We start from the raw sequence: 26286 nt of genomic DNA on the forward strand, positions 1-26286 counted from the left end.
TACCCTGGTTGGCATGTCGCCGACAGTAAATATGGGCATCCCAGGTGCGACCGCCTCGGTGTCCGAGCCGGTGACCGGTAAGCGAGTGCTGCTGGCCGAGCCGCGCGGATACTGCGCCGGCGTCGACCGCGCCGTCGAGACCGTCGAGCGCGCGCTGGAAAAGCACGGCCCACCGGTCTACGTCCGGCACGAGATCGTGCACAACCGCCACGTGGTCGACACTCTGGCGAAAGCCGGCGCGGTGTTCGTCGACGAGACCGACGAGGTCCCCGAGGGCGCCATCGTGGTGTTCTCCGCGCACGGCGTCGCGCCGACTGTGCATCAGACGGCCGCCGAGCGTCAGCTGAAGGTGATTGACGCGACGTGCCCGCTGGTCACCAAGGTGCACAACGAGGCCAAGCGCTTTGCCCGCGACGATTTCGACATCCTGCTGATCGGGCACGAGGGCCACGAGGAGGTGGTCGGCACCGCCGGCGAAGCGCCCGACCACGTGCAGCTGGTCGACGGTCCGAGCGCGGTCGACGGCGTCACGGTTCGCGACGAGAACAAGGTGATCTGGCTGTCACAGACCACGCTGTCGGTCGACGAGACGATGGAGACCGTGCAGCGGCTTCGGGCCCGCTTCCCGAAGCTGCAGGATCCACCGAGCGACGACATCTGCTACGCCACCCAGAACCGCCAGGTCGCGGTCAAGGCGATGGCGCCCGAGTGCGAGCTGGTGATCGTGGTCGGCTCGGCCAACTCGTCGAACTCGGTGCGGTTGGTCGAGGTCGCGCTGGGCGCCGGATCACACGCCGCGCATTTGGTCGACTACGCCGACGACATCGATCCGGCCTGGCTGGAGGGCGTCACCACGGTCGGTGTGACCTCCGGTGCGTCGGTGCCCGAGGTGCTGGTGCGCGGCGTGCTGGAGCGGCTGGCCGAGCACGGCTACGACGTGGTTCAGCCGGTGACGACGGCCAACGAGACTCTGGTGTTCGCCCTGCCGCGCGAGATCAGGCCCGCCCGCGGGTAACTAATCCCAGGAGTCGGCGGGCGGTTTGCGCGGCCGGCGCGGGCGCTCGTCATACGACTCGTCACCACCGGCGGCCTTGCGATACCGGACCTGTGAAATCGGGTGGTGCGTTGCGGTATTCCCGTTCGCCGGGGGCCTGCGCCGTGGCGGGGGAGGCGGCGCGTCGACCGGTTCGTAGGGGTCGAATCGGCTGGTGCGCGGAGTCGGACGGTCGCGGCGCGCGTTCGGGTCGCGACGAACTTCCCGCGGTGGACGGCCACGCAGGTCCGGGTCGCGCGGCATTCTGCGGCGCGGTGGCTCGTCGCCGTCGAGCTCGCGGGTCGGTCGTCTGCGGGTGCGGTCGCGGGTCGGCTCGCCGGCATCGTCCAGTGGCGGCCGCGGCCGACGGGTGCGCGACGATGTCGCCGGACGCCGACCGGTCCGTCGTTCGGCCGCCGTCGAGCGTGCCGACCGCTCCACCGCATGCTCGCGACGAGCGCGGGGCCGGGTGGGCTTGTCCGCCGGCTCGTCGTCGGGGTCGCGGTGGAAGGCGGAGGTCAACCTGGCGATCAGGCCGAGCCGCTTCTCCTCGGTGTCCGGGGTCTCGTCGACATCCGGGGCCGCGCGGCGCGACTGGACCATGCCGAGGTACCACCGGACCAGGCCCAGCAGCAGTACGCCGGCCGAGGTGAACAGCATCAGCGGGAAACGCTCGATCAGCGGGTAGCCGCAGTTGATCACGAGGTCCTTGACACCGGTGAACTTGGCGCCGTGGAACAGGAAGTAGGCGCCGGGCACCGCGCAGAACAGGATCAGCGGCGGTTGGATGACGGCGGTGAAGACGCCGGCCTGCTGCACGGCGAGCACCGCGGCGAGGCATCCCAGCACGTACAGCCCGGAGAAGACACTGGTCAGCTCCTTGCCCGAGCCGGCGTCGAACGCGAAGCCGGCAGCGACTCCGGTCACCGCGATGACCACTGCGGCCCACCATGGCACACCAGGAACCGACGGGACGATCGAGCGGCGACCTGCTGCGAGCGCCGACCGGTCCTGCTGCTCTGACACATGTCGACCGTACCGGCTTGACGCCGAAAGACGCGTAACGACCTTGTTAGCAACGCGCGGGCGTGCCTCGCCACGGGGTTCTCCTACACTTGTGTCCCTGTGAGCCTCAGCCTTGGGATCGTGGGTTTGCCGAACGTCGGCAAATCGACCCTGTTTAACGCGCTGACCAGAAACAACGTGGTCGCCGCCAACTACCCGTTCGCGACCATCGAGCCGAACGAAGGTGTGGTGCCGCTGCCCGACCCGCGCCTGGACAAGCTCGCCGAGCTGTTCGGCTCCGAGAAGATCGTGCCGGCGCCGGTGACTTTCGTGGACATCGCCGGGATCGTGAAGGGCGCCTCCGAGGGCGCCGGTCTGGGCAACAAGTTTCTGGCCAATATCCGGGAATGCGACGCGATCTGTCAGGTGGTTCGGGTGTTCTCCGACGATGACGTGGTGCACGTCGACGGCAAGGTCGATCCCCGCTCCGACATCGAGGTGATCGAAACCGAGCTGATTCTCGCCGACCTGCAGACGTTGGAAAAGGCGATCCCGCGGCTGGAGAAGGAAGCCCGAAACAACAAGGAGCGCAAGCCGTTACACGATGCCGCCGTCGCCGCGCAGGAGATTCTTGACGGCGGCAAGACCCTGTTCGCGGCCGGCGTCGACGCGTCGCTGCTGCGTGAGCTGAACCTGATGACCACCAAGCCGTTCCTCTACGTGTTCAACTCCGACGAGTCGGTGCTGACCGACGAGGCCCGCAAGGCCGAGCTACGCGCGTTGGTCGCGCCGGCCGATGCGGTGTTCCTCGACGCGAAAATCGAGAGCGAGCTCATCGAGCTCGACGAGGAGTCGGCCGCCGAGCTACTGGAGTCAATCGGGCAGACCGAGCGTGGCCTGGATGCGTTGGCGCGGGCCGGTTTTCACACCCTGAAGCTGCAGACCTATCTGACCGCCGGGCCAAAAGAGTCGCGGGCGTGGACAATTCACCAGGGCGACACCGCGCCGAAGGCGGCCGGGGTGATTCACACCGATTTCGAGAAGGGCTTCATCAAGGCCGAGATCGTCTCCTTCGACGACCTGGTCGCCGCCGGGTCGATGGCGTCGGCGAAGTCGGCTGGCAAGGTCCGGATGGAAGGCAAGGACTACGTGATGGCCGACGGTGACGTGGTGGAATTCCGGTTCAACGTCTAGGTTTTGAGCCAAGGCGTAGCTACGCCGTGCCCATCGGTCAGTGCTTGTCCGTCACCGACGCGTCGATGTGCGCTGGAAGCCGTGCAAGGCTCTTGACGAGTGCCCTCTTGAACGTCGCGGACATGACCGCATCCAACAGTCGTCCTAGCGGACCGCGTATGGCAGGTTCCCCCACTACTCGAAAGGTGTAGCGGGTGCCTTCGGTCATCTCCTCCAACGTATCGATCGTGGCGAAGGGAAACCTGGATTCGGTTATCCGCATCTCCATCACCTCGGGCATATCGACACGGGTGAAAACACCTGTCCATCTATTGGTGATCCCGAATGACCTGCTCACTCCATGCCACACATCGCCTGGGGCGTAAGGCGGCTCCTTGCCCGCATCGACAGAGACGATCCCGGGCAAGATGATCGACAAGTTCTCCGGTTGGATGATGTAGTTCCACACCGTTTGCGGCGGGTGTGCGATGACTACCGATGCCGTTACCTTGGGCATGGTTGGCAGCTTACGATTTCCGGACCCATTCCGCTTCAGTTCTACGGTGACCTCGTCGAATTCGCCGAATTCCGGTTCAACGTCTAGGTTTACGAACTGGCTCGCAGTTCTCGTAGGCCACGCAGGGTCCGAGTGATCATCTCCCGCCGCTCGTCGATCGTCATCGAGTCGTCGAGCGGGGCGCCCACCCGCACGTAACCCTGCGCCGCCAGGTCGTCGACCAAATACCGCGTCGCGCCGATCGGCAAGGAAAGCCGCGACGCGAGTTCCGCGACCGATGGGCTCTGCGCCGACCACGTCAGGATCTGGTCGCGCACATCGTTTTTCCGCCAGGACGGCGGGTTGTCGGCGCTGTCGAGCGCTTCCACCGGAGCCTCGAGTGCCAACTCGACTCCGGCGTCGATGCGACCCGTCGCCACCGTGAACGGCCGAACCAAGCTCGGCTCGTCCACAGTCTCCGGCTCGGCGAACCAGTCGCTGGCCGGTTCGCCGATGTCCTTTGGTTGCTGATGGGTCTTGTGGGTGGCCAGGAATCGCAAGGCCTCGTCGGCGTGCACCGATGCACGCACCTCGTTGGCGACGACCGTGAGAACGGTGCGGTCGGTGTCGATGACGAATGTGGTCCGCCTGACCGGCAGCACTCGCGCCAGCAGGCCGCGGCGCCGGGTGTGCCGGCCACGCCGGGACTCCTCACGCGCGACGACGGATCGACGCAGCTTGGCGAGCCTGCCGCGGCGCACCCCGAACAGTTCCGAGACCACGCTGTCGGTGTCGGAGAGCAGCGGGTAGTCGAACGAGCGCTGCCGGGCGAAGTGAGCCTGCCTGGTGACGGTGTCGGTGCTGATGCCCACCCGCTGGGCGCCCACCCTGGCGAATTCGGCGCTCAGGTCCCGGAAATGACATGCCTGGGCCGTGCAGATCGGTGAGGACGCCAGGGGAAAGAAGAAAAGTACGACCGGCCCGGCGGCAAGCAGCGCGGACAGCGTTCGGGGCCGACCGGTGTGGTCGTAGAGGGTGAAGTCAGGCGCTTTGTCGCCCGCGATCATCGGCAAAGACTAACGCGGGAGAGCTCTACGCGAGCCCGACTTGCATATTCGGCCGGCCTTCGACAGCTCACAGCCGACCCTTTCGGCTGGACACGTGTCCAGCTACGATTCGACGTTAACGCCGACCGATGGGGCCCCTCGCCACCTCTGATGCCCTTCGATAAGGTCCAGTCGATCCTCAAGATCAACATGATCACGGTTCAGGTCAACGGGAGCCGAACGTTCAAATGGCTTACAGCATAGAGACATTCGCGTGAGACGACGACGGCGATCTGCTGATCAAAACCTACTACCCGATGCCGGAATCCCTTGGCGCGGAAGCTGTTCCGTATGCGCACCTTTTGGAAGGGCGGCGGTAAGCGGTGATTGACTCAACCTAGCCGACGGCCCCTGCGAGGCGTTTAATGGGTACATGGCCCGCGGCACTCATGAACAGCGCGAAGAGGCGTTGGCGCTGCGCGAGAGCGAAGTGTCAAGACGCGAGCGTGACGCCGACGAGCGCGACCGTGTCGCCGACGAACGGGACCTCATCGCCGACGAACGCGAGCAGGCGGCCGACGCCCGAGAGCGGCGCGCTGACGAACGTGAAGGCACCGCAGAGCAGCGTGAGCGCGACAGGTTGCACCGGGCCGCGGACCACGACGAGCGCCGAGAAGCGACTGCCAGGCGAGAAAACGCCGAAGTGCGGCGTGCGGTAGCCGAAACCCGCCGACGTATCACAACGTCGGACGACGACGACACGGCGACGTAGCAAGCGCGACAACGAATGTCGGTGATCGCCTTTACCATCGACGCACGATGAAGATCACCTACCTGTTCCTCCCGATCTACTTCGGGGTCTTCGCGGGCCTCGTCGGACACAGCGTCAAGGTGGGCCTGGCGGGGGCAGCGGTCGGATTGCTCCTCGCCCTGTTGCTCGCGGCCGAACGTCGGCGGCCCGACGACGATATGGCGGCGATCGACGCCATGACCGGAGCGGACTTCGAGCACTACGTCGCCGCGCGCCTCGAGCGGGCCGGCTGGCACGTCACCTTCACGCCGGCCAGCGGCGACTACGGCGTCGACCTGATCGCCCGGCGCGACGACAAGTCGGTGGCCGTGCAATGCAAGCGGCTCGGCAAACCCGTCGGCGTCGCTGCCGTCCAACAGGTGGTCGCCGGTCCGCGCCACCACGACTGTGCGAAGAGCATCGTGATCAGCAATCAGGAGTTCACCGACGCGGCCAAGAAGCTGGCGTTCACCCACAACTGCCAGTTGATCGGTCGTCGCGCGTTGCAGGCGTGGGTGCCGCCGCCCGCGCGGCGGGCGGTTTAGTGGTTGCCTGGTGAGCGGCTAGGGCACACTCTGGAAGATGGCGACGATGAAGCGAGCGGCGTGGATGTTCGTGCTGGCCCTGTCCGTCACCGGAACCGCCCACGCGGCGCCGATGCCGGCCTTCCACTGGTGTCCGGGCCAGCCGTGGGATGCGTCCTGGGGCGCCATCTACGACTGGGACTGGAATCAGTGCCACGACTGGCAGCGGGCGGCGGGTCAGGGCGGTGCAATGGGCAACGGCCCGTGGGGTGTGCCGCCGGTCTGGGCGCCGCCGCAGCCGCCGCCCCCGCCGTGGGCTCCGGGTGCACAGGTGATGTGGAACATGACCGCCCGCGCCTGGGGATTCTGGAACAACAACATCTGGATGCCGCTCTGAGCGTCTTGTATTCTTGTCGGGGGCCTTACCTACTATCGCCCCCATGAAATTCGTTTCGACCAGGATCATCACCGCCGACGTCAAGCGGCTCGTCGACTTCTACGAGAAGGTGACCGAGACCGCTGCGGTATGGGGCAACGAGCTGTTCGCTGAAATCCCCACGCCCGTAGGGACTTTGGCGATCGGCAGCGACAAGACCGTGCCACTGTTCGGAGCCGGCTCCGCCGAACCGGCAGCCAACCGGACCGCGATCGTCGAATTCCTCGTCGACGACGTGGACGCCGAGTACGAGCGGCTGCGCCCGCACACCGGCGAGGTCGTGACGGCGCCGACGACGATGCCGTGGGGCAACCGAGCGCTGCTATTCCGCGATCCGGACGGCAACCTCGTCAACCTGTTCACACCGGTCACCGACGAGGCGCGCGCCAAGTTTTGGGTGTGATCGCGGCGTGGGCGGTCAGTCCGCCACGACTGAGATTTCGCTGCCGAGACGATACGGCGCAATCAACGGTAGATCGTCCCCACTCCAAAACCGGCCAGGATCAAACCAATTCGACCGCTTCTCGGTTTCGATCAGCCCCATCTCCTCGTAGGTGACGGCCACCGTCTCTGCGCAGTAGGCGGATTCGAAGCGTCCCTTGCGTTGCTCGGCCCGTCGCCGGCGGGTCGATTCGCGAACGCGGGCATCGATCCACGGGAGTCCGCGCACCCAGTCATACCTGGTCGGAAGCTGTCCGCGCAGCCACCGCAGCGTCAGTCGGCTGGTGGACGGGAACGGTGTGCCGTCCATCCGCGCGATGACCCGCAGCAGCCGGTTCTCCTGATCGCGGTCGATGTCGGGCGTCATCTGCCGGAACCAGCAGCGCTGTCCGTAACGCGTCAGCCAACGCTCGATCGCTTCCCGGGCCTCGTTGAGCTGCACACCGCGATGGTTGGTGCCGGTCCAGACGTCGGTCAGCTTGTCGCCGAGCTCGGCATGCCACATCAACGGAGGCAGATCCTCGATCGCGACCGTCATGCCGACATGGTTGACCGGGCTGTTCGACATGGTCTGGATTGCGCGGTCAGGTCCGGAATGCCCGCGGAACAACCAGATATCGCCGGTTCTGGTGTGCTCCAGGGCTTGGCTCACGCTCACGGTGTGCGTATCCACTCCCGAACCATATGCACATAGCGTCCCCGCTGCGATGCACTCGCGAATAACCTGAGCCGATGCGCACCGTCTGGAAGTTGCTGGGATTGGCCGGGGTTGTCGGGGTGGCAGCCGGTGGCGTGCTGGTGGTTCGCGACCAACGGCGCCGACGGGCTTACACGCCCAACGAGATCCGCGACCGACTCCAGCAGCGCCTGGCCGAAGCGGGTGACGACTAAGCCGGCGCGACCGCGTATAACCGGTGCTTGCCCGCGAAGCCCTTCAACTCCGCTTCCCGGCCGCCGTCGAATTCCAGATCCGCGCAGTCGCTGAGCGCCTTGCGCACGGTGTCGCTCACCAGGACCTCGCCCCCACAGGCTTCGGCTGCCACCCGCGCGGCCATTGCGACGTTGCGGCCGAAGAGGTCGTCGCCGCGCCGAACCGACCGGCCCGCGTGTATCCCGATGCGTACCCGAATCCCGTTGCGCCCGCGAGGTAATGCACGGAGCCGTTGTGCATCCCGGTGTAGCGCGTCTTGCATTTCGATGCCACAGCGCACCGCGTCTTCGGCGTGTGCGAACGCGATCATGAAGCCGTCGCCCTGGCTTTTGACCACGTGCCCCGAGTGGGCGTTGACCAGCTTGCGAACCTGTTTGTCGTGTTCGCCGATCAACCGCACCCAGGCCCGGTCGCCGACCCGTTCGTTGAGCGCCGTCGACTCTTCGATGTCGGAGAACAGAATTGCCACCTTGCCGTCGCGCGTGACCCGGGCCAGATCCGGCCGCTCCACTTCGGCCCAGTCGGCGAGGTCTTCGATCGAGCTGCGCACCGCGGCGCCGAGACCTTCCTTGCGCACCAGGTTCGCGGTCTGCCATACCGTCTTGACGGCTTTCGACCCGAAACTGAGCAGATCGGGTTGCCGCTGCAGTTCCTCGGCCACCGCCTTACTGTTGGTCCAGAGCCGCCAGAGCACGCCGATTGCCACCGCTTCGGCCACGACCAGCCCGGCCAGAACGTAGACCGCGATCATGATGTGGGCAGGCATGTCTCGCATCTTCCCTGATCCGTCGCGACTTCCGCAGCGACAGTGCCCAATTCGCCGCGGATTGTCGCTTTCGCCGATAGCCGGCAGCGAAGCGAAAGGTCAACCGCGCGTGTCCATTTCGAAAACTCTGCCGCGCACGCGTTTGGCAGGCTAACTAAACGGTTACGCAAGCTGATCTCCGGTTGTCGGGCCGTACGCCCACGTTTAGGGTTGAACCTGGCCGCGGCGGGTCGACTTAGGCAAAGTGTGGAGGTCCCGATTGGTCGAATCCGGCGCTCACGCCTCGGACCTGCTGGTGATATTCGGAATCACCGGCGATCTGGCCCGCAAGATGACGTTCCAGGCTCTCTACCGGCTGGAACATCGGGGGCTGCTGGACTGTCCGATCCTCGGCGTCGCCAGCGACGACATCAGCGTCGACGAGTTGGTCAAGCGGGCCCGCAAGGCCGTCGAGGGCGCCGGCGAAAAGATCGACAGCACGGTGTTCGACCGATTCGCCAAGCGGCTGTCCTACGTGCACGGCGATGTCACCGATTCCAAGCTCTATGACGCGGTGAAAAGGCAGATCGGCTCGAAGCAGCACTGCCTGTTCTACCTCGAGATGCCGCCGTCGCTGTTCGCGCCGATCGTCGAGCACTTGGCCGAGGCCGAGCTGCTGACCGGGTCGCGGGTCGCGGTGGAAAAGCCGTTCGGCCACGACCTGAAGTCCGCGCTCGAGCTCAACGAGCGACTACGTGCCGTGCTGGACGAGGACCAGATCTTCCGGGTGGACCATTTCCTGGGCAAGGAACCGGTCGTCGAACTGGAGTATCTGCGCTTCGGCAACATGGCCCTGACCGAACTGTGGAATCGCACGAGCATTTCCGAAATCCAGATCACGATGGCCGAGAACTTCGGCGTCGAAGACCGGGGCAGCTTTTACGACGGGGTCGGCGCCCTGCGCGACGTCGTGCAGAACCACCTGCTGCAGGTGCTCGCCGGGGTGGCGATGGAACCGCCCGTCGGGCCGAGCGCGGACGACCTCAACGACAAGAAGGCAGATGTCCTACGGGCGATACCGGCGATCGACCCGGAGCGCAGCGTGCGCGGCCAGTACCGCGGCTATACCGACATCGACGGAGTCGCAAAGGATTCGGAGACTGAGACGTTCGTCGCGCTGCGGGTGGAGATCGACAACTGGCGATGGGCCGGGGTGCCGATTTTCCTGCGGGCGGGCAAGGCGCTGACCGAACGGATCACCGAGGTGCGGCTGTTCACGCATCGGGTGCCGTCGCTGTCGTTCTTGCCGGATCGGCGGCGGGCCGAGCCCAACCAGATCGTGCTGCGCATCGACCCAGACCCCGGCCTGCGCCTGCAGCTGACCGCGCTCGACGGCGACCGGTGGCGCGACCTTCACCTCGACTCGTCATTCATGGCTGACCTCGGCGAACCACTGTTGCCGTACGAACGGCTGCTGCACGGCGCGCTGACGGGCGACCATCAGCTGTTCGCCCGCGAAGACGGCATCGAGGAGACCTGGCGGATCGTCCAGCCGCTGCTCGATCACCCCGGCAAGGTCCACCGTTACGAGCCCGGCTCGTGGGGGCCGGATGCGGCACGCGAGTTGCTGCGAGGACATCGCGGCTGGCAACAGCCGTGGCTAGCCAATAACCACTAACCAAGGAGAACAGAGCATGCAGCTAGGGATGATCGGCTTGGGCCGAATGGGCGCCAACATCGCTCGCCGCGTGGCCGACCACGGACACGAAGTCGTCGTCTACGACCACAGCGACGACGCGGTCAAGGCGATGGCCGGCGAGAAGAACACCACCGGCGTCTTCTCACTCAAAGAGCTGGCCGAGAAGATGTCCGCGCCGCGCGTGGTGTGGGTGATGGTGCCCGCCGGCACGATCACCTCCTCGGTGATCGAGGAGCTGTCCACCACATTGGACAAGGGCGACATCGTCATCGACGGCGGAAACTCCTACTACCGCGACGACCTCAAGCATGCAAAGCTGCTGTCCGAGAAGGGAATTCACCTGATCGACTGCGGTACCAGCGGCGGGGTGTGGGGCCGCGAGCGTGGTTACTGTCTGATGATCGGCGGCGACGACTACGCCTTCGAACACGCCGAGCCGCTGTTCGCGGTCATCGCCCCGGGAGTCGACGCCGCACCGCGCACGCCGGGCCGCGACGGTGAGGTCGCCCAGCCCGAGAAGGGTTATCTGCACTGCGGCCCGTCCGGCGCCGGCCACTTCGTCAAGATGGTGCACAACGGTATCGAGTACGGGATGATGGCCTCGATCGCCGAGGGGCTGAACATCTTGCGCAACGCCGACGTCGGCAAGCGCATCCAGGAAGGCGATGCCGAAACCGCGCCGCTGTCGGATCCGCATTGCTACCAATACGAATTCGACATCGAAGACGTCGCCGAGTTATGGCGGCGCGGCAGCGTCGTCGGATCCTGGCTGCTGGACCTCACCGCGATCGCCCTACACGAATCACCTGATCTGCACGAGTTCTCCGGCCGGGTCTCCGACTCGGGCGAGGGACGCTGGACGGCGATCGCGGCGATCGACGAGGGCGTGCCCGCGCCGGTGTTGACCACTGCGCTGCAGTCTCGGTTCGCCTCGCGCAGCCTCGACGACTTCGCCAACAAGGCGCTGTCGGCGATGCGCAAGCAGTTCGGCGGGCACGCGGAGAAACCCGGCGTCGGCGGCTAGCGGGTCGCCGCCATCGGCTAGCGCGTCGCGAACGTCACCACCACATCGCTGAAGGCGTCGTTGTCGTCACCGGCGGCCGTGTGGCCGGCGTCGGCCAACTCGACGAACTCCGCGTTGGGCACGGTGTCGAGGAAGTGCTTCACACCTTCGGGGCTGACCACATCCGAGAGTTTGCCGCGGATTAACAGCACCGGGATCGTCAGGTCGGCCGCGGCCCGCTCGAAGTTCTCGGTGCGCAGCTCCGGGTCGTCGCCCGGTTTGGTCATGAAGGCGGGATCCCAATGCCAGTGCCAGCGGCCGTCGCGCAGTCGGAGGTTCTTCTTCAGTCCTTCCGGGCTGCGCGGCCGGGTCCGGTGCGGCAGGTAGGCGGCGACGGCGTCGGCGGCCTCCTCCAGGTTGGCGAACCCGTGCAGTCCGCTGAACATGAATTCGCGAATGCGCGCGCTGCCGTTCTTTTCGAACCGCGGGACGACGTCGACCAGGATCAGCCGGGTGATTCGCTCCGGTCCGGCCCGGTCGGCGACGAGGATGCCGGTCAGCCCGCCCATGCTGGCCCCGATCAGGATCACCGGCCGGCCGATGGCGTCGAGGACGTGCATGACGTCGCCGCTCAACGTCTCGATGTCGTAGTCGGCATCGGGCGACCGATCGCTGTCGCCGTGCCCGCGGCTGTCCAGCGCGACGACATGAAAGCCGTGGTCGGCCAGCACCTGGCCGGTGTTCTTCCAGGAGAACCGGTTTTGGCCACCGCCGTGCAGCATCAGGACGCTCGGCTTATCGGCTGACACCTCGCTGCCGCGACCCCACTCGTCCGCAACCAGGGTGAGCCCCTGAATCCCGGAAAACTCGACGGTCTTGGGCGTGTTGCGCACGGCAGTCACGGGCGGTCCTCTCGGTCGATCGCACTTTGACGTTACCCAGATGAGTTTTTACGTTCGCCGGGGTCTACCTCTTCAGACACTCGCACCCGACTATCAGGAGATGGCATGCCCTCGATCACTCCCTCGCTGTGGTTCGACCAGAACCTCGAAGAGGCGGCAGCGTTCTACACCGCGATCTTCCCGAACTCGCATATCGAGAGCCTGAACCGAACCACCGACGCCGGACCCGGCGAGCCCGGCTCGGTGCTGTCCGGCTCGTTCGTTCTCGACGGCCAGCGGTTCATCGGGATCAACGGCGGTCCGCACTTCCACTTCAGCGAGGCCGTGTCGTTCACGATCACCTGCAAGGACCAGGACGAGGTCGACTACTACTGGGATCGGCTGATCGCCGATGGCGGTCAGGAATCGCAGTGTGGCTGGTGCAAGGACAAGTTCGGTCTGAGTTGGCAGGTCGTTCCGCAGCGACTCTATGACCTGATCGGCGACCCGGATCCGGCCGTCGCCGGCTCCGCCACCCAGGCGATGCTCGGCATGCACAAGATCGTCATCGCGGACCTCGAGAAAGCCGCGGCTTCGGTCTAAGCCATCGGATGACCACGTACGTTGGGAATTGTGCCCGACGATGACGACGCCGACATCGTGTACGTGGTGCCGACCCAGCGCCCCGCGCAGGTGGTGCGGATCGCGCTCGTCACCGCTCTGATCCCCTCACCGGTGACGGTCAAATCCGCCGATCCGGCTGGGCAAGCGCCCCAGTTGTTCAGAATGCGCATCACCGTGCAGAAGGCCGGCGACGGGGCCAAGGTTCCTAACGTGGCGTTCGTGTCATGAAATCGGTCAACTGGTCGCGGGTGGTGGTTTACGGGCTGCTGGCCACTTTCGTTCTGCTGCGCGCTCCTGACGTTCCGCTACGACACCATCGACCACGACGTCGCGGCCGCCCGCGAGAAGCTGACCGGCAACTTCCTCACCAGCTACACGACGCGAACGCAGCGGGAGTTCATTCCGCAGACAAAGCAGCAACGCGTCGTCGCAACCGCCACGGTGCGAATTCGACCACGACTAACCGCCCACGTTAAGGATTCAGGTGATGACCAAACAGCGCTGGATCGATGTCAAGGCCCCGGCCGTGGAGTTGAAGGCCCTCGCATGGGGACCGCCCGACGGGCCAATTGCGCTGTGCCTGCATGGTTTTCCCGACACCGCGTATAGCTGGCGTAAGGTCGCGCCGCGGCTGGCCGAATCCGGCTGGCAGGTGGTGGCGCCGTTCATGCGCGGCTACGCCCCGTCGTCGATTCCGTCGGACGGCAGCTATCACATCGGTGCGCTGATGGACGACGCGCTGCAGATCCGCGCCGCCATTGGCGGCACCGAGCGCGACGTGGTGATCGGCCACGACTGGGGCGCGATGGCCGCCAATGGTCTGGCCGCGATTCCGGACACCCCCTTCGCCAAGGCGGTGACCATGTCGGTCCCGCCGGCGGCCGCCTTCCGCGGCCGAGTCCCCAACGCCGGCCGGCTGCTGGCCCAGATCCCGCCGCAGCTGCTGCGCAGCTGGTACGTCATGTACTTCCAATTACCTTGGCTGCCAGAGCGTTCCGCCTCCTGGGTGCTACCGCGATTGTGGAAAACCTGGTCGCCGGGTTACGACGCCAAAGCCGACCTGCGCCACGTCGACGCCGCGATCGGGACGCCGGAGGGGTGGCGAGCCGCGCTCGGGCCCTACCGCGCGGCGATCCGCAACACCCGCCCGCCGGCGCAGTACCGCGAACTGCATGCTCATTGGACATCGCCGCCGAAGCTGCCGAGCCTCTACCTCCACGGACGCGACGACGGTTGCATGACAGCGGCTTTCACCCGCTGGATTCCCGACGCGCTGCCGGCGGACAGCGACGTGATCGTCGTCGACAACGCGGGGCACTTTCTCCAACTCGACCAGCCGGACAAGGTTGCCGACCTGGTGCTCGGCTTCATCGGCTCGGGGAAATAGCGGCCTCCGAGTCGCGCCCCGCCGTGATCGGTGCCACGCTTAGCCATGGTCGTCAACTCATCCGCCTGGCTCGTCGCCGCAACCGCGACGCTGATGACCGTAGCCGTTGCCCACGCAGAGCCGCAGGACGACGAGTTCCTGCAGTTGCTGTCGAGGGACGGCATCACTGCCGGTCCGCCGGAGCAGTTGATCGCTCTCGCGCATGAACGGTGTGACGACGACAACCTTTCTCGCTCAGGGATATTCACGCTCCACTTCGGCGCGATGCCAAGCCCGTTCAGCAGCGCGATGTTGCAGCTGGCAGCCAAGCTGGAAAATCAGGGCCTGACGGGTCCGCAGGTGCGACCGTTCTTGCTGGACGCCATCAGCGTGTATTGCCCTGGCGCGCATAGCTAGAGCCCGTCGTCGTCGTCGTCGTCCTGGAGGAGTTTTTCGGGGTGGTGGTAGGTGTTGATGCGGGGTCGGCCGTGGTCGAGGTGGGGTGGTGGGATCCATTGGGTTTGGTAGCGGCTGCTTTTGCGGGTGGTCCAGCCGTTGTCGGTCAGCTTGTGGTGGGGCCCGCAGACCAAGGTGAGGTTGTCGATGCCGGTGACGGGGTGGGTGCAATAGGGCGTGCAGTGGTGGACTTCGCACAGGTAGCCGGGCACCGTGCAGCCGGGGTGTGAACAGCCACGGTCCCTGGCGTGCAACATGATTCGCTGGGCTGGTGAGGCGAGGCGTTTGGTGTGATACAGCGCCAGCGCTTTGCCGCGGTCGAAGATCGCCAGGTAGTGATGTGCGTGCTGAGCCAGGCGGATCACATCGGACATCGGCAGCAGGGTGCCGCCGGCGGTCAGGCCACGCCCGGCGCCTTTCTCTAGCTCCTGCAGCGTGGTGGTGACGATGATCGATGTCGGTAGCCCGTTGTGTTGCCCGAGATCGCCTGAGGCGAGCAGTGCACGCCCGGCCGCGAGCAGGGCGTCGTGGGTGCGCTGCGATGCGGTGCGGGTGTCACCCTGGATGGCCGGCTGCGATGGGGTGCCGCTGATGCAGGGCTCGGCGTCGTCGGGGTTGCACATACCCGGTGCGGCCAGCTTGGCGAACACGGCGTCGAGGGTGGCGCGGGCCTCGGGGGTCAGCCAGCCATTGATCGGGCTCATGCCGTCGATGTCTTGGCGGCCAATCGTCAGGCCGCGGCGCTTGGCGCGGTCGACGTCGCTGAAATCCCCGTCGGGGTTGAGGCAGTCCATCAGCTTGTCGGCTAGCTTGGACAGCTCGTCGGGGCGGTGCTCGCGACCCAACCGGGCCAGTTGCGCCTCGGCCCGGGCGCGGGTCTCGATGTCGACGAAATCCGGTACCCGTTGCCAAAACGACCGGATCACCGCGACATGCCCGGCACCCAGCTCGCCGTTGCGCTGCCCGGCCGCGGTGGCCTCCAGCGCTGGCGGCAGAACCTCACCGTTCAACGCGAGCCGCTCACCCAGATCCGCCGCCTCGTGCACCCGCCGTGACGCCTCGGCGCGGCTGATCCGCAACCGGTTCGCCAACACCGCGGGCAGCTTGCCGCCGAGCACCGCGGGCTCCTCACCGACCAGCTCGTTGATCAGCGCGTGCTCGATCGCCGGCTGCTGGCGGCGAAAGACCTCGAAGCGTTCCAACACCGCCACCCGCTCGGGCGTGGTTAGCACGCCGAACGTCAGATCCAGGGCGCGCTTGTAGGCGGCCTCGAGCGCGTCGAGCACCTCGACGATCTCTTCACGACTACTAGAACGCATGTTCGAATCGTAAGCGCCGGCGCCGACACCCCGCACCCACGAAAACCGCATCTGTGGATAAACCTCCAACTGTGGATACCTAGGATGCGGAGATGCCGAGCCGGATGACTGCGATAGACGCGCAGTTCTACTGGATGTCGGCCAAAGTCCCCAGTGACCTGATCATGCTGTATGCATTCGACGGGCAGCCAACGGATTTCGAGCACACGATCGACAGGCTCTGCGCCAGGGCGCAGGCGTGCAATGCGTTGACGATCCGCGTCGAAGACGGCTCGCCCCTGCGTTACCCGCGCTGGGCGCCGACCACTGTCGAGCCCGACCGGTTCGTGCGTCACCACCTCGACGACGGGAGCTGGCGGAGCTGCCTGCGCGCCGTCGCCGAACTGGTCGGCGACCAAGTCGATGCGCGCCGGACCCCGTGGCGCATGCACCTGTTCGCGCCGGTGCACGACGTTCCGGGCAGCACCGGCCCGGCCACGGTTGCGATCATGCAATTCGCGCACGCGCTGTGCGACGGCCCGCGCGCCATAGCGATGGCGGCGTGGCTGTTCGGGCGCGAGACTCCGGTGCCTGATATAGACCGTGAGTCACGGGGCTTCTTGCCCTGGCGCGCAATCGAATCCGCGCGCGCTCATCGCCGGCAGGTCAGCGACACCCGAGAAGGTCTGCTGCCGCCCGCGATCGGGCCACAGCCGACGGTGTTCATCAATACCCGTCCGGCGGGCGCACACGCCCTGCGGACACTGGTGCGGCACCGCGCACAGCTCGACGGACCCACGGCCACCGTCACAGCGCTGGCGGCGGTGTCTGGTGCGCTCGCCGGCTACCTCGACCACGAGTCCCTCGTAGCGGAGGTGACCATGGCCAAACCCGGTGTGCCTCATGCCCATAACCACTTTGCCAATGCGACGGTCGGGCTGTACCCGGAGCTGAGCCGACAGGAACGGCTGCAGCACATCGCGGCCGACCTGGCCAATGCCCGCCGTCGCTCGGAGCACCCCGCCGTGCGCGCCGCGGACCGTGCCTTCGCCGCGACGCCTGCTCCGCTGTTGCGCTGGGGCATCAGCCTTTTCGACCCGGAAGTCCAGCCGTCGCAGGTGTCCGGAAACACGGTGATCTCGAGCTTGTATCGTGGGGCCGCCGATCTCGCATTCGGTGACGCACCGGTGCTGTTGACCGCCGTGTACCCCGAACTCTCGCCGGCGATGAGCCTCGTCCACGGTGTTTGGGGCATCGGCGACACCGTGACCGTCAGCCTGCACGCTGCCGAGTCGGCAGTCCCCGACATCGACGAGTACCTAGCCCGACTGGACGCCGAACTGTAACCGCTTACGCGTCTTCGGCTTCGCGGGTCAGGCCCGCGGCCAAGATCAGCTCTTCGTGCAGCTCGAACCACACGGTGTGATAGGAGTCGATCAGCGGACGGGACAGCCACATCGTCTCGCCTGCATGCACGCGATCCAGCGCTGCCTGCAACTTCACCGAATAGTGGCCCAGTCGCGGCAATTCCGCGGCAACGGCCGCCACAATCGGCATCACACGTCGGTGCACCTCGTCGAGGCGGGCCAGCACGCCGGCATCGTAGTCGGTGTCGTCATGGGTATTGGGCTGGCCGTCCCGGAGCTGCCAGTCCGTGACCAGCGCCTTGAATTCTGTGTTCACGGAACAGAATTCGTCGTAGGCAGCCAACAGAGCGGTCGAATCAATCGACGACCGCTCGACGGCCAACAACTGACCAAGGTGTTCGCGACCTTCCGGGCTCAGCCGCACCATCGCTCCGTCGACCAATAAGCCCGACGCAACCAACCTATCGACAAGATCGGAATCCAGATCGTCGCGGCGCATCCGGCCTTTCAGCCGAACCGCCTGCAACGCAGCCAATTCGGTCATGACGAGACTCGGATGGCTTCCAGCATCGCCAGTAGCGGGCTGTCAGAAACCACGTCATGGTGCCCGATTGCCATCGCGGTGCGCACCGCAATCTCGGAATGACGGTCCAGGCGCGGATAGTCGCCGCTGGCATGCGCCCGCAGCGGGCTGACTCGCCTTGCCACGTCGGCTAATTCACGAAGCTCGGGGGTGCTGTCCTCGGACCACGCTGACAACTCGAGGCTGCCCGAGCGTACCTCACCCAGGTTGCCGTCGACGGTGACCAGCCTGCCGGCCAGTGACTCGCCGACTCCGCTACCGCAGCCGACCACCGCCGCCCGGCCCAGCTCGCGGCTGACCACGGCCGCGTGGCTGGTGGCACCGCCAGTCTCGGTGACGATTCCGCGCGCGACCAGCATGCCGTGGATGTCGTCGGGGCTGGTGTGGTGGCGAACCAGGATGACGTCCTCACCGCGGTCGGCGGCCTCGATAGCAGCGTCCACCTCGGTGTAGGCGCGCCCCGACGCGACGCCGGGGCCAGCGGGTAACCCGGTGGCCAAAAGCTCGGCAGTCAATCGGGTTTCCGGCTGCAACGACGGCCGCAGCAAGGCCTCGACATGCGTGCGCGTCACCCGCCGCAACGTCTCGGCCTCGTCGATCAGGCCGTTCTTCAGCAGCTGTAGTGCCAGTCGCACCGCGGCCTGGGCGGAGCGCTTCGCGGCCCGGGTCTGCAGCAGCCACAGCGTGCCGGCTTGAATGGTGAACTCGATCTCCTGTACTTCTGCCGTCAAACGCTCTAATGACTCTGCGGCGCTTACTAATTCGGCATAGGCGGCGGGCAACTGTTCACGCAGACGAATGATCGGCTCGACGTCGACCGTACCGGATACCACATCGTCGCCCTGGCCGCCGGGCAGCCACTCGCCGAACTTCTCCTCTGCGCCGGTGATCGGATTGCGCGAAAATATCACGCCCGCACCGGAATCAGGCCCGAGATTGCCGAACACCATCGCCTGCACCACGACCGCGGTGCCGCCCCGATCGTCGAGGCCGTGGTGTGATCGGTAGGCCGTCGCCCGCGGCGAATCCCAGGAGTCGAATACCGCCTCGATCGCGGCGCGCAATTGCGTAAAAGGGTCGTCGGGCACGGCGCCGGTCACGATGTGCGTGAAAGACTCGGAGAAGCGCCGCCGCGAGTCACGAGCGAAGGAGCTCGAAACTTCGGCGGCCAAAGCATTTTCGACGTCGTCGTTGAAACCGAGATCGAGCAGGGTGTCCATCATGCCGGGCATCGACACGGCGGCACCCGAGCGAACGCTGATCAGCAGCGGACGTGGCCCGCTGCCGAACGTCCGCGATGTCGCGGCTTCCAGTGCGCGAATCCCATCGAGAACGTCATCCCAGATGTCGCCGATGACGGCGTCGGGTGCGGCGCGATAACGCGCCCCCACCTCGGCGGTGATGCAGAACGCGGGCGGCACCGGTAGACCGTTGCGCCGCATCATGTCGATGCCGTGCCCCTTGTGCCCAAGAACCTCAGACGAAGCCGAGGCGGCGCCGTCCAGCAGGATCACCGGGCGTGTGGACATGGACCAGTTCAGGCTCGACCTCCGATGATCGCGATCTTGATGGGTCGCTCCTTTTGTGTCGGGTGCGGCTGGCAGGATACCTCTGCGTATCCCGTGCCTACCCGATGATCTAGGTTGACGTCTATGAATGATGCCTATGACGTTGGGTTACTGATCCTGCGGCTAGTGCTGGGCCTGACGCTGGCCGCGCATGGCTACAACAAATTCTTCGGCGGGGGACGGATCCCCGGAACCGCCGGCTGGTTCGAGAGCATCGGGATGAAGTACGGCACATTCCAGGCTGTCGTCGCCGCGACCACCGAAATCGCCGCCGGACTGGGCTTGGCCGCAGGCCTGCTCACCCCCATCCCGGCCGCTGGGTTCGTGGCGCTGATGCTGGTCGCCGCGTGGACAGTGCACCGCCACAACGGCTTCTTCATCGTCAAGGAGGGCTGGGAGTACAACCTGATCCTGGCCACGACTGCGGTGATCATCGCTACGACGGGCCCCGGGAAGCTGAGCCTGGACTACCAGATCTTCGGCCCGCAGCTGTTCCACCCGGGTTGGCACGGACTGTTCGGCTCATTGCTGCTGGGTATCGGTGGGGCGCTGGGCCAGCTGGCGCTGTTCTACCGGCCGCCGGTCAAGCAATCTCAGTAGCCAGCACTTCGTCGGCGGCGCGCTCCCCCGAGCGGACGGCGCCGTCCACCCATCCGCACATGATGGGCGAGCTCTCCGTCCCGGCCCAGTGGATGCGCCCGCACGGCTCCCGCAGGGTGTAGCCGAATTCGGTCAGCACACCGGGTGGTGCGTGGCTGATCATCCCGCCACCGGAATAGCGGTCCAGACTCCAATCCTGTTCGTGGTAGTCCACGACCGAATTGGCCTTGTCCCCGAACCGTTCGACCAACTCACGTATCACCGCCGCTCTGCGGTCCGCCCGGACAAGTCGGGCCAGCCGCCGTGCTGCCGGGCCTTCGGTAATGACGCACAGGACCCCGGGGGTGCCGGCGTCGGAGCAGGCATCGATGGTCAGGGTGGACATCGATCCCGGTGCGACGGTCTGGCCGGACAGGCCATCGGCGCGCCAGAACGGCTCGTCGTAGACGACCGAGATCTTGACGATGGCGCCGCTGGGCATTCGCTGGTTCAGATACGACCGGTCAATCGGCAGCGTCGGCCGGTAGTTGATCTGGCCGGCGATGGCCAGCGGAACGGCCACGATCACCCGTCGCGCGCGCACGCTCTGGCCCTCGGATTGGACGGTGACTCCGTCGGCGTCCTGGGCGATGTCGCGCACCGGCTGCGACAGCGCCACGGCGTCGCCGAGTTCGGCGGCCACCGGTCGATAGATGGCGCCCATCCCGCCGACCGGACGGGAATCCTGGGAGCCGTCCTTGCTGGACACGACGAAGTCCGGTCCGCCGGCCGACGACATCTGGTGCAGCACCCACAGCAACGACACCTCTGATGCGGCCGAGGTGTACGGACCGGCCAGTGCCACGTCCAACATGTCGCGGGCCTGCCGCGACAGGACGTTCTTGTCCAGCCAGGCGGCCAGACTGATTCGGTCCCACTCGGCGGCCTTGCGCGCCTGCCATGGGGCGTCCGTCGGGATCGAGCGGCACATTCGCCGCACCTTGCTCAACCCGAAGCCGAGATTCATTGTCGCCCAGGGGTTCAGCGTCCAAGGGATTGTGCCGGCGTAGCGGTGCTGCTTGCCGTCGACGATCATCATCGACTTGCCATCGACGTACTGCTTGTAGGACGGCACACCGAATTCGTCCATCAACGCGTACACGCGGTCCTGGCCCGGCCCGATCCACGCGCCACCACGATCGATCCACGATCCATCGCTGCAGACCTCGGTGTAGGTGCGCCCGCCAACTCGATCCCGGGCCTCCAGCACGGCCACCGAGCGGCCCGCCTGTTTCAGCCGCAGGGCCGCCGTCAAACCGGCGAATCCCGCACCGACAACGCAATAGTCGACATCTCGCATGGCTTGGCCCCAATCGTGCGAGGGCGTGGGAATTCAGCAGCAAATTACACCGATCGAGATGCGGAAATCCGGAAACTGGCAGATCCGGCCGCTGGCTTCGGCTACAGCAGGTCGGTGATGGTCTTCAGGCCGGCCTCGTAGAGCACCCCGGGGAGCATGCCGCCGTCGCACTCGATCGTCGTGCCGTTGACGAAGTCCGCCGTCCCGCCGGCCAGAAACACGCACACCCGGCCGACCTCTTCGGGCTCGCCGGCACGCTGCAATGGCACGGCGGCGAAATACTTTTCACCGGTCGGGTCGTCTTTCGGCAGCACGAACGACCGGAAGTTCTCGGTCATCGTCGGGCCCAGCGCGACGCAATTGACCCGGACCTTCGGCCCCCACTCCTGGGCCAGCGAACGGGTGAGCTGGTTCAGCCCGCTCTTGGCCGCGCCGTAGGACACCAGCGTCGGCGAGCCCGCCGGATGTCCGGCGCCGCTGGAGATGTTGATGATGCTCCCCACCCCGTCCTGGGTCGCCATCTGCCGGTACACCCGGATGGCGAACCACAGGGGGCTGATCAGGTTCATCTGCACAGCGAACGCGTGAAACAGGGCGGTGCGCTCGAACTCGTTGTCGCTGGGTGGCGCGCCCTGAATGCGTTGCACCAGTTCGGGAATGCTCTCCACGTGCGGAGCCGGGACCGTCCCCCCGGCGTTGTTCACCAGGATGTCGACACGGCCGTGGGCGCCCACCACGTCGGCGACGAAGGAGTCGATCGAGTGGTAGTCGCCTTGGTCGCAGACCCGCTGTGACGCCCGCGGCGCCCATTCGGCGTCGATGCCCGGTATGGCGTCGAGCGGCGACCGCGAGCAGCCGACTACGGTGGCACCCGCCCGCAGCAACTCGTGGGCGATGCCGACTCCGACTCCTCGGCTCGTGCCGGTGACGATCGCGACCTTGCCGTCGAGAATGCCCATGCGTCGACCCTCCGTCATCGTTGACAGTGACTGCCAGCTGGTCATACTGTGCCACGCATGAGTAATCCCGCCAAGTTGCGCGTCGTCCAATGGGCTACCGGCGGCGTCGGGAAGGCCGCCATCGAATGCGTGCTCAACCATCCGCAGCTCGAGTTGGCCGGTTGCTGGGTGCACAGCGCCGCCAAACACGGCCGCGACGTCGGCGAGATCCTTGGCAGCACGGAAACATTGGGCGTCACGGCCACTTCCAGCCTCGACGACGTGCTCGCGCTCGACGCCGACTGCGTGGTGTACAGCCCGCTCATTCCCAACGACGACGAGGTGATCGCGATCCTGCGATCCGGCAAGAACGTCGTCACGCCGGTTGGCTGGGTCTACCCCGATCCCGGTAACCCGCGCCACCAAGCGGTCGCCGACGCCGCCGTCGAAGCCGGGGTGACGCTGCACGGGTCCGGCATCCATCCCGGCGGCATCACCGAGCGTTTCCCGCTGATGATCTCGTCGCTGTGCTCGGCCGTCACCCACGTGCGCGCCGAGGAGTTCTCCGACATCCGCACCTACAACGCGCCAGACGTAGTGCGCCACATCATGGGCTTCGGCGGCACCCCGAAAGAAGCGATGGAAGGACCCATGGCCGGCCTGCTGGACGCCGGCTTCAAGCAGTCCGTGCGAATGATCGCCGACCACATGGGTTTTCGCATCGACCCGAACATCAGAACCATCCAGGACGTGGCGGTGGCCGCCGCCGAGATCGACTACGCGCCGTTCCCGATCACCAAGGGCAGCGTCGCCGCGCGCCGATTCCGTTGGCAGGCGCTGGTCGACGGCGAGCCGGTGATCACGGCCGCGGTCAACTGGTTGATGGGCGAGGAAAACCTCGATCCGGCCTGGGATTTCGGTGGTGTCGGCGAACGCTTCGAGGTCGAGGTCACCGGTGACCCGCCGGTGAAGCTCACTTTCAAGGGATTGCAGCCGGAGACGATCGCCGAGGGACTGGTGAAGAACCCCGGCGTGGTGGTCACCGCCAACCACTGCGTCAACGCCATCCCCGACGTCTGCGCCGCCGAACCCGGCATCAAGACCTACCTGGACCTGCCGCTGTTCGCCGGTCGACCGGCCGTCGCTCTCGCGTCGAGTAGCTGATGGCCGTCCTGACCGACCTCTCGTTCTGCCACCTCGTCGTCGGCGTGACCGACATGGACCGCGCCTTGGCGTTCTACCGCGACGCGCTGGGCATGGACGTCGTCTTCGAAACCCTGATCTCTGGAGAGCCTTTCGACGCGGCGCTGCACGCGACGCGCCAACAGGAGGGCCGGGTGGTCGGCGGCCTGTTGGGCGGGCTGATGGTCGAATTGCTGTCGCTGGGCGCCAAGCCCGCCACCGACAAACCGGTCCGACGCGGCATCACCGGAATCCAGAACATCTCGCTGTCGGTCGTCGACCTCGACGACACCCATCGCCGCATCCGCGCGGCCGGCTATGCGCCCGACCAGGATCCCTTCGAGATCGGCGGTGTGAGAATGTTTTTCGTCAAGGACCCGGACGGAACCCCGGTCGAATTCATCGAACTACCCGGCGGTGCGCGCAGCACCTTTGAGATGCACCGTGGTGTGGCGCTGCGGATGGGACCGGCCGCATGAGCTACACCCACCCCGATTCGATGCGCGGCCACATCGCGATCGTCACCGGTGGCGCCCAGGGCGTCGGCAAAGGCATCGCCGCCGCGTTGCTCGAACGCGGTGCGGCGGTGCTGCTGGTCGACATCCAAGAAGAGAAGCTGGCCGCAACCACCGAGGAGTTGAGGGCGGCCGGCCGTGTCGAGCAACTGGTCGCGAACCTGCGCGATCCCGAATCAGCCCACCGCATCGTCGCCAAAGCCGTCGACGTGTTCGGCGCCGTGCACGGACTGGTCAACAACGCGATCGCGACCAACGAGCCCAAGGCATTCGCCGACATCACCGCAGAGGATTTCGCCCTCGGCCACGACGTCGGACCGCGGGCGAGCTTCCTGCTCATGCAGGCGGTATACCCGCTGATGGTCGAGGCGGGTGGCGGGTCGATCGTCAATCTCGGCTCGGGCACCGGCACCGGGGGAGAGCCGAAGTGGGGCGGATATGCCGCGGCCAAGGAAGCCATTCGCGGGTTGTCGAAAGTCGCTGCGCTGGAATGGGGCCGGGACAACATCCGCGTCAACGTGGTCTGCCCGTTCGCCGAATCCGACGGCGTGAAGCTGTGGAAATCGTTCGCTCCCAAGGAGTATGACAAGGCGGTGGGGCGCGTGCCGATGAAGCGGATCGGGCATGTCCGCGACGACGTGGGCGCGCTGGTGTCGTTTTTGCTCAGCGGCGATGCGACCTTCATCACCGGCCAAACCATCCACGTCGACGGCGGGATCGGCTGCTTTCGATGACCGGGTCGCTGCGCGACCGGCAGCGGGCGCAAATTCTGGCCGACATTCGTCGGGCCGCGTTCCGGCTGTTCGTCGAGCGTGGCTACGACGCCGTCACGACCGAGGAAATCGCTTCGGCCGCAGGGGTTTCGCCGCGGACTTTCTTTCGGTATGTGCCCGCGAAGGAAGAGCTTCTGCTGGCCCCGGTCCGGCACGGCGGCACCGCGATCGTCGCCCTGCTCCAAGAACGGCCGGCCGCCGAGCAGCCCGACGTGGCGCTGATCAACGCCATCATCACTCGCACCCGGTCGTTCGGTGTCGCCGACACCGAAGAGTGGCGGGCGGCACTGCTGGTTGCTCCCGATTTGCTCGGCAAGCTGACCGTGCATCTGCCCGCCGACAAGGAACGGGCAACCACGTTGATCGCCGCGCGGATGGGGGTCAACTCCGACAGCGATATGCGGCCGGCCCTGCTGGTGCAATTAGCCTTTGCGGCAGCCGATTTCGCGTTCCAGCAATGGGTCCGCCAATCGAGCAAGAAACCGCGGGCCCTCGGCCGTTACGTCACCGAGGCACTCGAGGCGGTCAAAAGCCCGCACTGGCAGCGCAAACGCTAGCAAGCGGCGGGATGGGACTCGCAGTACGGCGTCGTCCCCGGGAACTTGTACCGGTGAGCGACCACCCAGCGGTAGACGCCGTCTTCGATGAAACGAATGCCGGGAATTCGATAGACCGCCAACGGGATTCGGCTACCGATCGCGGTGGAGAGCGCGGCATTGGCGGCCTCGGCGCCTTCGTACACCGTGCCGTTGGCGTCGATCCATCGCACCGCATCCAGCAGGCTGGTCGGCTCGACGCCGAGGCGTTCGGCGACCCCAGGCCCTTGCAGGGGCTCGGCGTGTATCTTGCCGGTGCGATCGAATTTCAGCAGTAAATCCTTGGAGCGCGTGCACATTCCACACGCTCCGTCGAAAAACAGCGTGCCGGTTGGTAGTGCGTTCATCGCGGTACCTTCCGCCGTAGTTGCACTACCGAGCTTACGCCCGACGGGCAGCGAGCCCGCATGCCTGCGATTGCGAACACGATGCCGGTGCCGATCTCGGCCGCGGCGCTGACCCAGGAGAGCCACGTCACGTTGATGCGCGGGCCCGAGACGAAGCTGTCCTGGATGGCGGGGAAGTAGTTGGGCAAAATGTGGGCGTAGGTGAACAGGACCGCGCTGCCGAAGCCGACGGCCATCGCCCATTGCGGAGCTCGATCGCGGCCGGTGAGCGCCATAACGACCGCGATCACGACGAACACGCCCTGAATCGTGCCCCCGACCATCACGGCCTGCGGTGACGCCGACATGCCGCGTCGGAGATGGTCGACGACGTGGACACCCCAACCAATGGCGAAAGCTATTGCCGCCCAGCGCAGATAACGCCCGGCAGAATCGGATGGCTGCGGAAGTCGAGTTGTCATCGCGGATCACCGTCCTGTGTGCCTGCCCTCCGTTCTACTACTACGTAACGTAGTAATCAAGGGTTCTCGC

Annotated in this window: 32 protein-coding genes; 19 read left to right on the forward strand and 13 right to left on the reverse strand. The window is 66.2% G+C overall.

All coding sequences use genetic code 11. The features are described from left to right. The first annotated feature begins 13 nt into the window (after window positions 1-13). Window positions 14-1015, forward strand: coding sequence for a 4-hydroxy-3-methylbut-2-enyl diphosphate reductase (locus A5658_RS15185; protein WP_067336481.1), 1002 nt, complete (start codon window positions 14-16; stop codon window positions 1013-1015). Here A5658_RS15185 and A5658_RS15190 read toward each other — a convergent pair whose 3' ends face one another. Beyond that, the gene (locus tag A5658_RS15190) at window positions 1016-2059 is read right to left on the reverse strand and encodes a DUF6542 domain-containing protein (protein ID WP_067336485.1); all 1044 of its coding nucleotides are present in this window, start codon (window positions 2057-2059) and stop codon (window positions 1016-1018) included. 99 nt (window positions 2060-2158) lie between these two features. Here A5658_RS15190 and ychF point away from each other — a divergent pair, with 99 nt between their 5' ends. Continuing rightward, window positions 2159-3232: a redox-regulated ATPase YchF gene (gene ychF, locus A5658_RS15195; protein ID WP_067336489.1), complete on the forward strand. Its 1074-nt coding sequence runs from the start codon at window positions 2159-2161 to the stop codon at window positions 3230-3232. A gap of 37 nt (window positions 3233-3269) precedes the next feature. Here ychF and A5658_RS15200 read toward each other — a convergent pair whose 3' ends face one another. Next, window positions 3270-3728: an SRPBCC family protein gene (locus A5658_RS15200; RefSeq protein WP_082993189.1), complete on the reverse strand. Its 459-nt coding sequence runs from the start codon at window positions 3726-3728 to the stop codon at window positions 3270-3272. 89 nt (window positions 3729-3817) lie between these two features. After that, window positions 3818-4774, reverse strand: coding sequence for a peroxiredoxin (locus A5658_RS29210; RefSeq protein ID WP_067336496.1), 957 nt, complete (start codon window positions 4772-4774; stop codon window positions 3818-3820). 412 nt (window positions 4775-5186) lie between these two features. Here A5658_RS29210 and A5658_RS15210 point away from each other — a divergent pair, with 412 nt between their 5' ends. The 4 genes from A5658_RS15210 to A5658_RS15225 are packed head-to-tail and all read left to right on the forward strand — an operon-like array spanning window position 5187 to window position 6906. Further along, entirely contained in the window at window positions 5187-5525 is a 339-nt protein-coding gene (locus A5658_RS15210; RefSeq protein WP_067336500.1) for a hypothetical protein, read from the forward strand. A 47-nt stretch (window positions 5526-5572) separates the two neighbouring features. Then, window positions 5573-6088, forward strand: coding sequence for a restriction endonuclease (locus A5658_RS15215; protein WP_067336503.1), 516 nt, complete (start codon window positions 5573-5575; stop codon window positions 6086-6088). 37 nt (window positions 6089-6125) lie between these two features. Then, window positions 6126-6464 (forward strand): hypothetical protein, encoded by a 339-nt coding sequence (locus A5658_RS15220; protein WP_369830529.1) that lies wholly within the window; start codon window positions 6126-6128, stop codon window positions 6462-6464. Window positions 6465-6507: 43 nt separating this feature from the next. After that, the gene (locus tag A5658_RS15225) at window positions 6508-6906 is read left to right on the forward strand and encodes a VOC family protein (protein ID WP_067336507.1); all 399 of its coding nucleotides are present in this window, start codon (window positions 6508-6510) and stop codon (window positions 6904-6906) included. Window positions 6907-6921: 15 nt separating this feature from the next. Here A5658_RS15225 and A5658_RS15230 read toward each other — a convergent pair whose 3' ends face one another. After that, the gene (locus A5658_RS15230; RefSeq protein WP_067336628.1) at window positions 6922-7602 is read right to left on the reverse strand and encodes a guanylate cyclase; all 681 of its coding nucleotides are present in this window, start codon (window positions 7600-7602) and stop codon (window positions 6922-6924) included. Between the two features lie 74 nt (window positions 7603-7676). Between A5658_RS15230 and A5658_RS28470 the strand changes: the two genes are divergently transcribed. Beyond that, the gene (locus tag A5658_RS28470) at window positions 7677-7835 is read left to right on the forward strand and encodes a hypothetical protein (RefSeq protein ID WP_197503136.1); all 159 of its coding nucleotides are present in this window, start codon (window positions 7677-7679) and stop codon (window positions 7833-7835) included. Here the strand turns inward: A5658_RS28470 and A5658_RS15235 are convergent. Beyond that, window positions 7832-8650, reverse strand: a complete 819-nt coding sequence (locus A5658_RS15235) for an adenylate/guanylate cyclase domain-containing protein (protein WP_067336510.1) — start codon at window positions 8648-8650, stop codon at window positions 7832-7834. The two genes, A5658_RS28470 and A5658_RS15235, sit on opposite strands and share 4 nt — an antisense overlap. Window positions 8651-8900: 250 nt before the next feature. Here A5658_RS15235 and A5658_RS15240 point away from each other — a divergent pair, with 250 nt between their 5' ends. Both A5658_RS15240 and gnd read left to right on the forward strand, forming a co-directional pair. After that, window positions 8901-10298, forward strand: a complete 1398-nt coding sequence (locus A5658_RS15240) for a glucose-6-phosphate dehydrogenase (RefSeq protein ID WP_067336514.1) — start codon at window positions 8901-8903, stop codon at window positions 10296-10298. A 16-nt stretch (window positions 10299-10314) separates the two neighbouring features. Next, the gene (gene gnd / locus A5658_RS15245) at window positions 10315-11343 is read left to right on the forward strand and encodes a phosphogluconate dehydrogenase (NAD(+)-dependent, decarboxylating) (protein ID WP_067336518.1); all 1029 of its coding nucleotides are present in this window, start codon (window positions 10315-10317) and stop codon (window positions 11341-11343) included. A gap of 17 nt (window positions 11344-11360) precedes the next feature. Here gnd and A5658_RS15250 read toward each other — a convergent pair whose 3' ends face one another. Continuing rightward, window positions 11361-12224 carry an alpha/beta fold hydrolase gene (locus tag A5658_RS15250; RefSeq protein ID WP_067336521.1) on the reverse strand — a complete coding sequence of 288 codons (864 nt, stop codon included), beginning with the start codon at window positions 12222-12224 and terminating at the stop codon, window positions 11361-11363. A 105-nt stretch (window positions 12225-12329) separates the two neighbouring features. Here A5658_RS15250 and A5658_RS15255 point away from each other — a divergent pair, with 105 nt between their 5' ends. The 4 genes from A5658_RS15255 (at window position 12330) to A5658_RS15270 (ending at window position 14610) form a co-directional block, all read left to right on the forward strand. Continuing rightward, complete coding sequence (locus tag A5658_RS15255) at window positions 12330-12806, forward strand: VOC family protein (RefSeq protein WP_067336524.1); 477 nt, start codon at window positions 12330-12332, stop codon at window positions 12804-12806. Window positions 12807-12836: 30 nt separating this feature from the next. Next, window positions 12837-13055, forward strand: coding sequence for a hypothetical protein (locus A5658_RS15260; protein ID WP_067336529.1), 219 nt, complete (start codon window positions 12837-12839; stop codon window positions 13053-13055). 259 nt (window positions 13056-13314) lie between these two features. Next, a complete protein-coding gene (locus tag A5658_RS15265; RefSeq protein ID WP_067336533.1) occupies window positions 13315-14214 on the forward strand; it encodes an alpha/beta fold hydrolase in 900 nt (299 codons plus the stop codon). Between the two features lie 45 nt (window positions 14215-14259). After that, window positions 14260-14610, forward strand: a complete 351-nt coding sequence (locus tag A5658_RS15270) for a DUF732 domain-containing protein (RefSeq protein WP_067336536.1) — start codon at window positions 14260-14262, stop codon at window positions 14608-14610. Here the strand turns inward: A5658_RS15270 and A5658_RS15275 are convergent. Further along, on the reverse strand, window positions 14607-15968 hold the full coding sequence (locus A5658_RS15275) for an HNH endonuclease signature motif containing protein (protein WP_067336631.1): 1362 nt from the start codon (window positions 15966-15968) through the stop codon (window positions 14607-14609). The genes A5658_RS15270 and A5658_RS15275 overlap by 4 nt on opposite strands. Window positions 15969-16060: 92 nt before the next feature. Between A5658_RS15275 and A5658_RS15280 the strand changes: the two genes are divergently transcribed. After that, window positions 16061-17293 carry a WS/DGAT domain-containing protein gene (locus tag A5658_RS15280; RefSeq protein ID WP_231997334.1) on the forward strand — a complete coding sequence of 411 codons (1233 nt, stop codon included), beginning with the start codon at window positions 16061-16063 and terminating at the stop codon, window positions 17291-17293. A gap of 4 nt (window positions 17294-17297) precedes the next feature. Here the strand turns inward: A5658_RS15280 and A5658_RS15285 are convergent, their stop codons facing one another. Both A5658_RS15285 and A5658_RS15290 read right to left on the reverse strand, forming a co-directional pair. Next, window positions 17298-17858 carry a hypothetical protein gene (locus A5658_RS15285; protein WP_067336543.1) on the reverse strand — a complete coding sequence of 187 codons (561 nt, stop codon included), beginning with the start codon at window positions 17856-17858 and terminating at the stop codon, window positions 17298-17300. Continuing rightward, on the reverse strand, window positions 17855-19411 hold the full coding sequence (locus tag A5658_RS15290) for a pyruvate, phosphate dikinase (RefSeq protein WP_067336636.1): 1557 nt from the start codon (window positions 19409-19411) through the stop codon (window positions 17855-17857). Before A5658_RS15290 ends, A5658_RS15285 begins: the two co-directional genes overlap by 4 nt. Window positions 19412-19549: 138 nt before the next feature. Here A5658_RS15290 and A5658_RS15295 point away from each other — a divergent pair, with 138 nt between their 5' ends. Further along, entirely contained in the window at window positions 19550-20065 is a 516-nt protein-coding gene (locus tag A5658_RS15295; protein WP_067336546.1) for a DoxX family protein, read from the forward strand. On the opposite strand, the gene A5658_RS15300 is transcribed toward A5658_RS15295, so the two are convergent. Together A5658_RS15300 and A5658_RS15305 are read right to left on the reverse strand one after the other, a co-directional pair. Beyond that, window positions 20049-21404 (reverse strand): FAD-dependent oxidoreductase, encoded by a 1356-nt coding sequence (locus A5658_RS15300; protein WP_067336549.1) that lies wholly within the window; start codon window positions 21402-21404, stop codon window positions 20049-20051. The two genes, A5658_RS15295 and A5658_RS15300, sit on opposite strands and share 17 nt — an antisense overlap. Before the next feature lie 101 nt (window positions 21405-21505). Continuing rightward, window positions 21506-22363, reverse strand: a complete 858-nt coding sequence (locus A5658_RS15305; protein WP_067336553.1) for an SDR family NAD(P)-dependent oxidoreductase — start codon at window positions 22361-22363, stop codon at window positions 21506-21508. A gap of 57 nt (window positions 22364-22420) precedes the next feature. Between A5658_RS15305 and A5658_RS15310 the strand changes: the two genes are divergently transcribed. Genes A5658_RS15310 through A5658_RS15325 form a run of 4 tightly spaced genes read left to right on the forward strand, consistent with a single transcriptional unit; the run spans window position 22421 to window position 25369 of the window. Beyond that, a complete protein-coding gene (locus tag A5658_RS15310) occupies window positions 22421-23506 on the forward strand; it encodes a dihydrodipicolinate reductase (RefSeq protein ID WP_067336556.1) in 1086 nt (361 codons plus the stop codon). Then, window positions 23506-24003 carry a VOC family protein gene (locus A5658_RS15315; RefSeq protein WP_067336560.1) on the forward strand — a complete coding sequence of 166 codons (498 nt, stop codon included), beginning with the start codon at window positions 23506-23508 and terminating at the stop codon, window positions 24001-24003. Before A5658_RS15310 ends, A5658_RS15315 begins: the two co-directional genes overlap by 1 nt. After that, on the forward strand, window positions 24000-24773 hold the full coding sequence (locus tag A5658_RS15320; RefSeq protein ID WP_067336563.1) for an SDR family NAD(P)-dependent oxidoreductase: 774 nt from the start codon (window positions 24000-24002) through the stop codon (window positions 24771-24773). The genes A5658_RS15315 and A5658_RS15320 overlap by 4 nt, the downstream gene beginning before the upstream one ends. Next, entirely contained in the window at window positions 24770-25369 is a 600-nt protein-coding gene (locus A5658_RS15325) for a TetR family transcriptional regulator (RefSeq protein WP_067336567.1), read from the forward strand. Before A5658_RS15320 ends, A5658_RS15325 begins: the two co-directional genes overlap by 4 nt. Here the strand turns inward: A5658_RS15325 and A5658_RS15330 are convergent. Continuing rightward, a complete protein-coding gene (locus A5658_RS15330) occupies window positions 25366-25755 on the reverse strand; it encodes a thiol-disulfide oxidoreductase DCC family protein (protein WP_082993190.1) in 390 nt (129 codons plus the stop codon). The two genes, A5658_RS15325 and A5658_RS15330, sit on opposite strands and share 4 nt — an antisense overlap. Then, a complete protein-coding gene (locus A5658_RS28850; protein ID WP_231997335.1) occupies window positions 25752-26216 on the reverse strand; it encodes a hypothetical protein in 465 nt (154 codons plus the stop codon). The genes A5658_RS15330 and A5658_RS28850 overlap by 4 nt, the downstream gene beginning before the upstream one ends. Window positions 26217-26286: the final 70 nt, after the last annotated feature.

It is taken from the genome of Mycobacterium sp. 1245111.1, assembly GCF_001673405.1.
In the GTDB taxonomy this organism is placed as follows: Bacteria; Actinomycetota; Actinomycetes; order Mycobacteriales; family Mycobacteriaceae; genus Mycobacterium.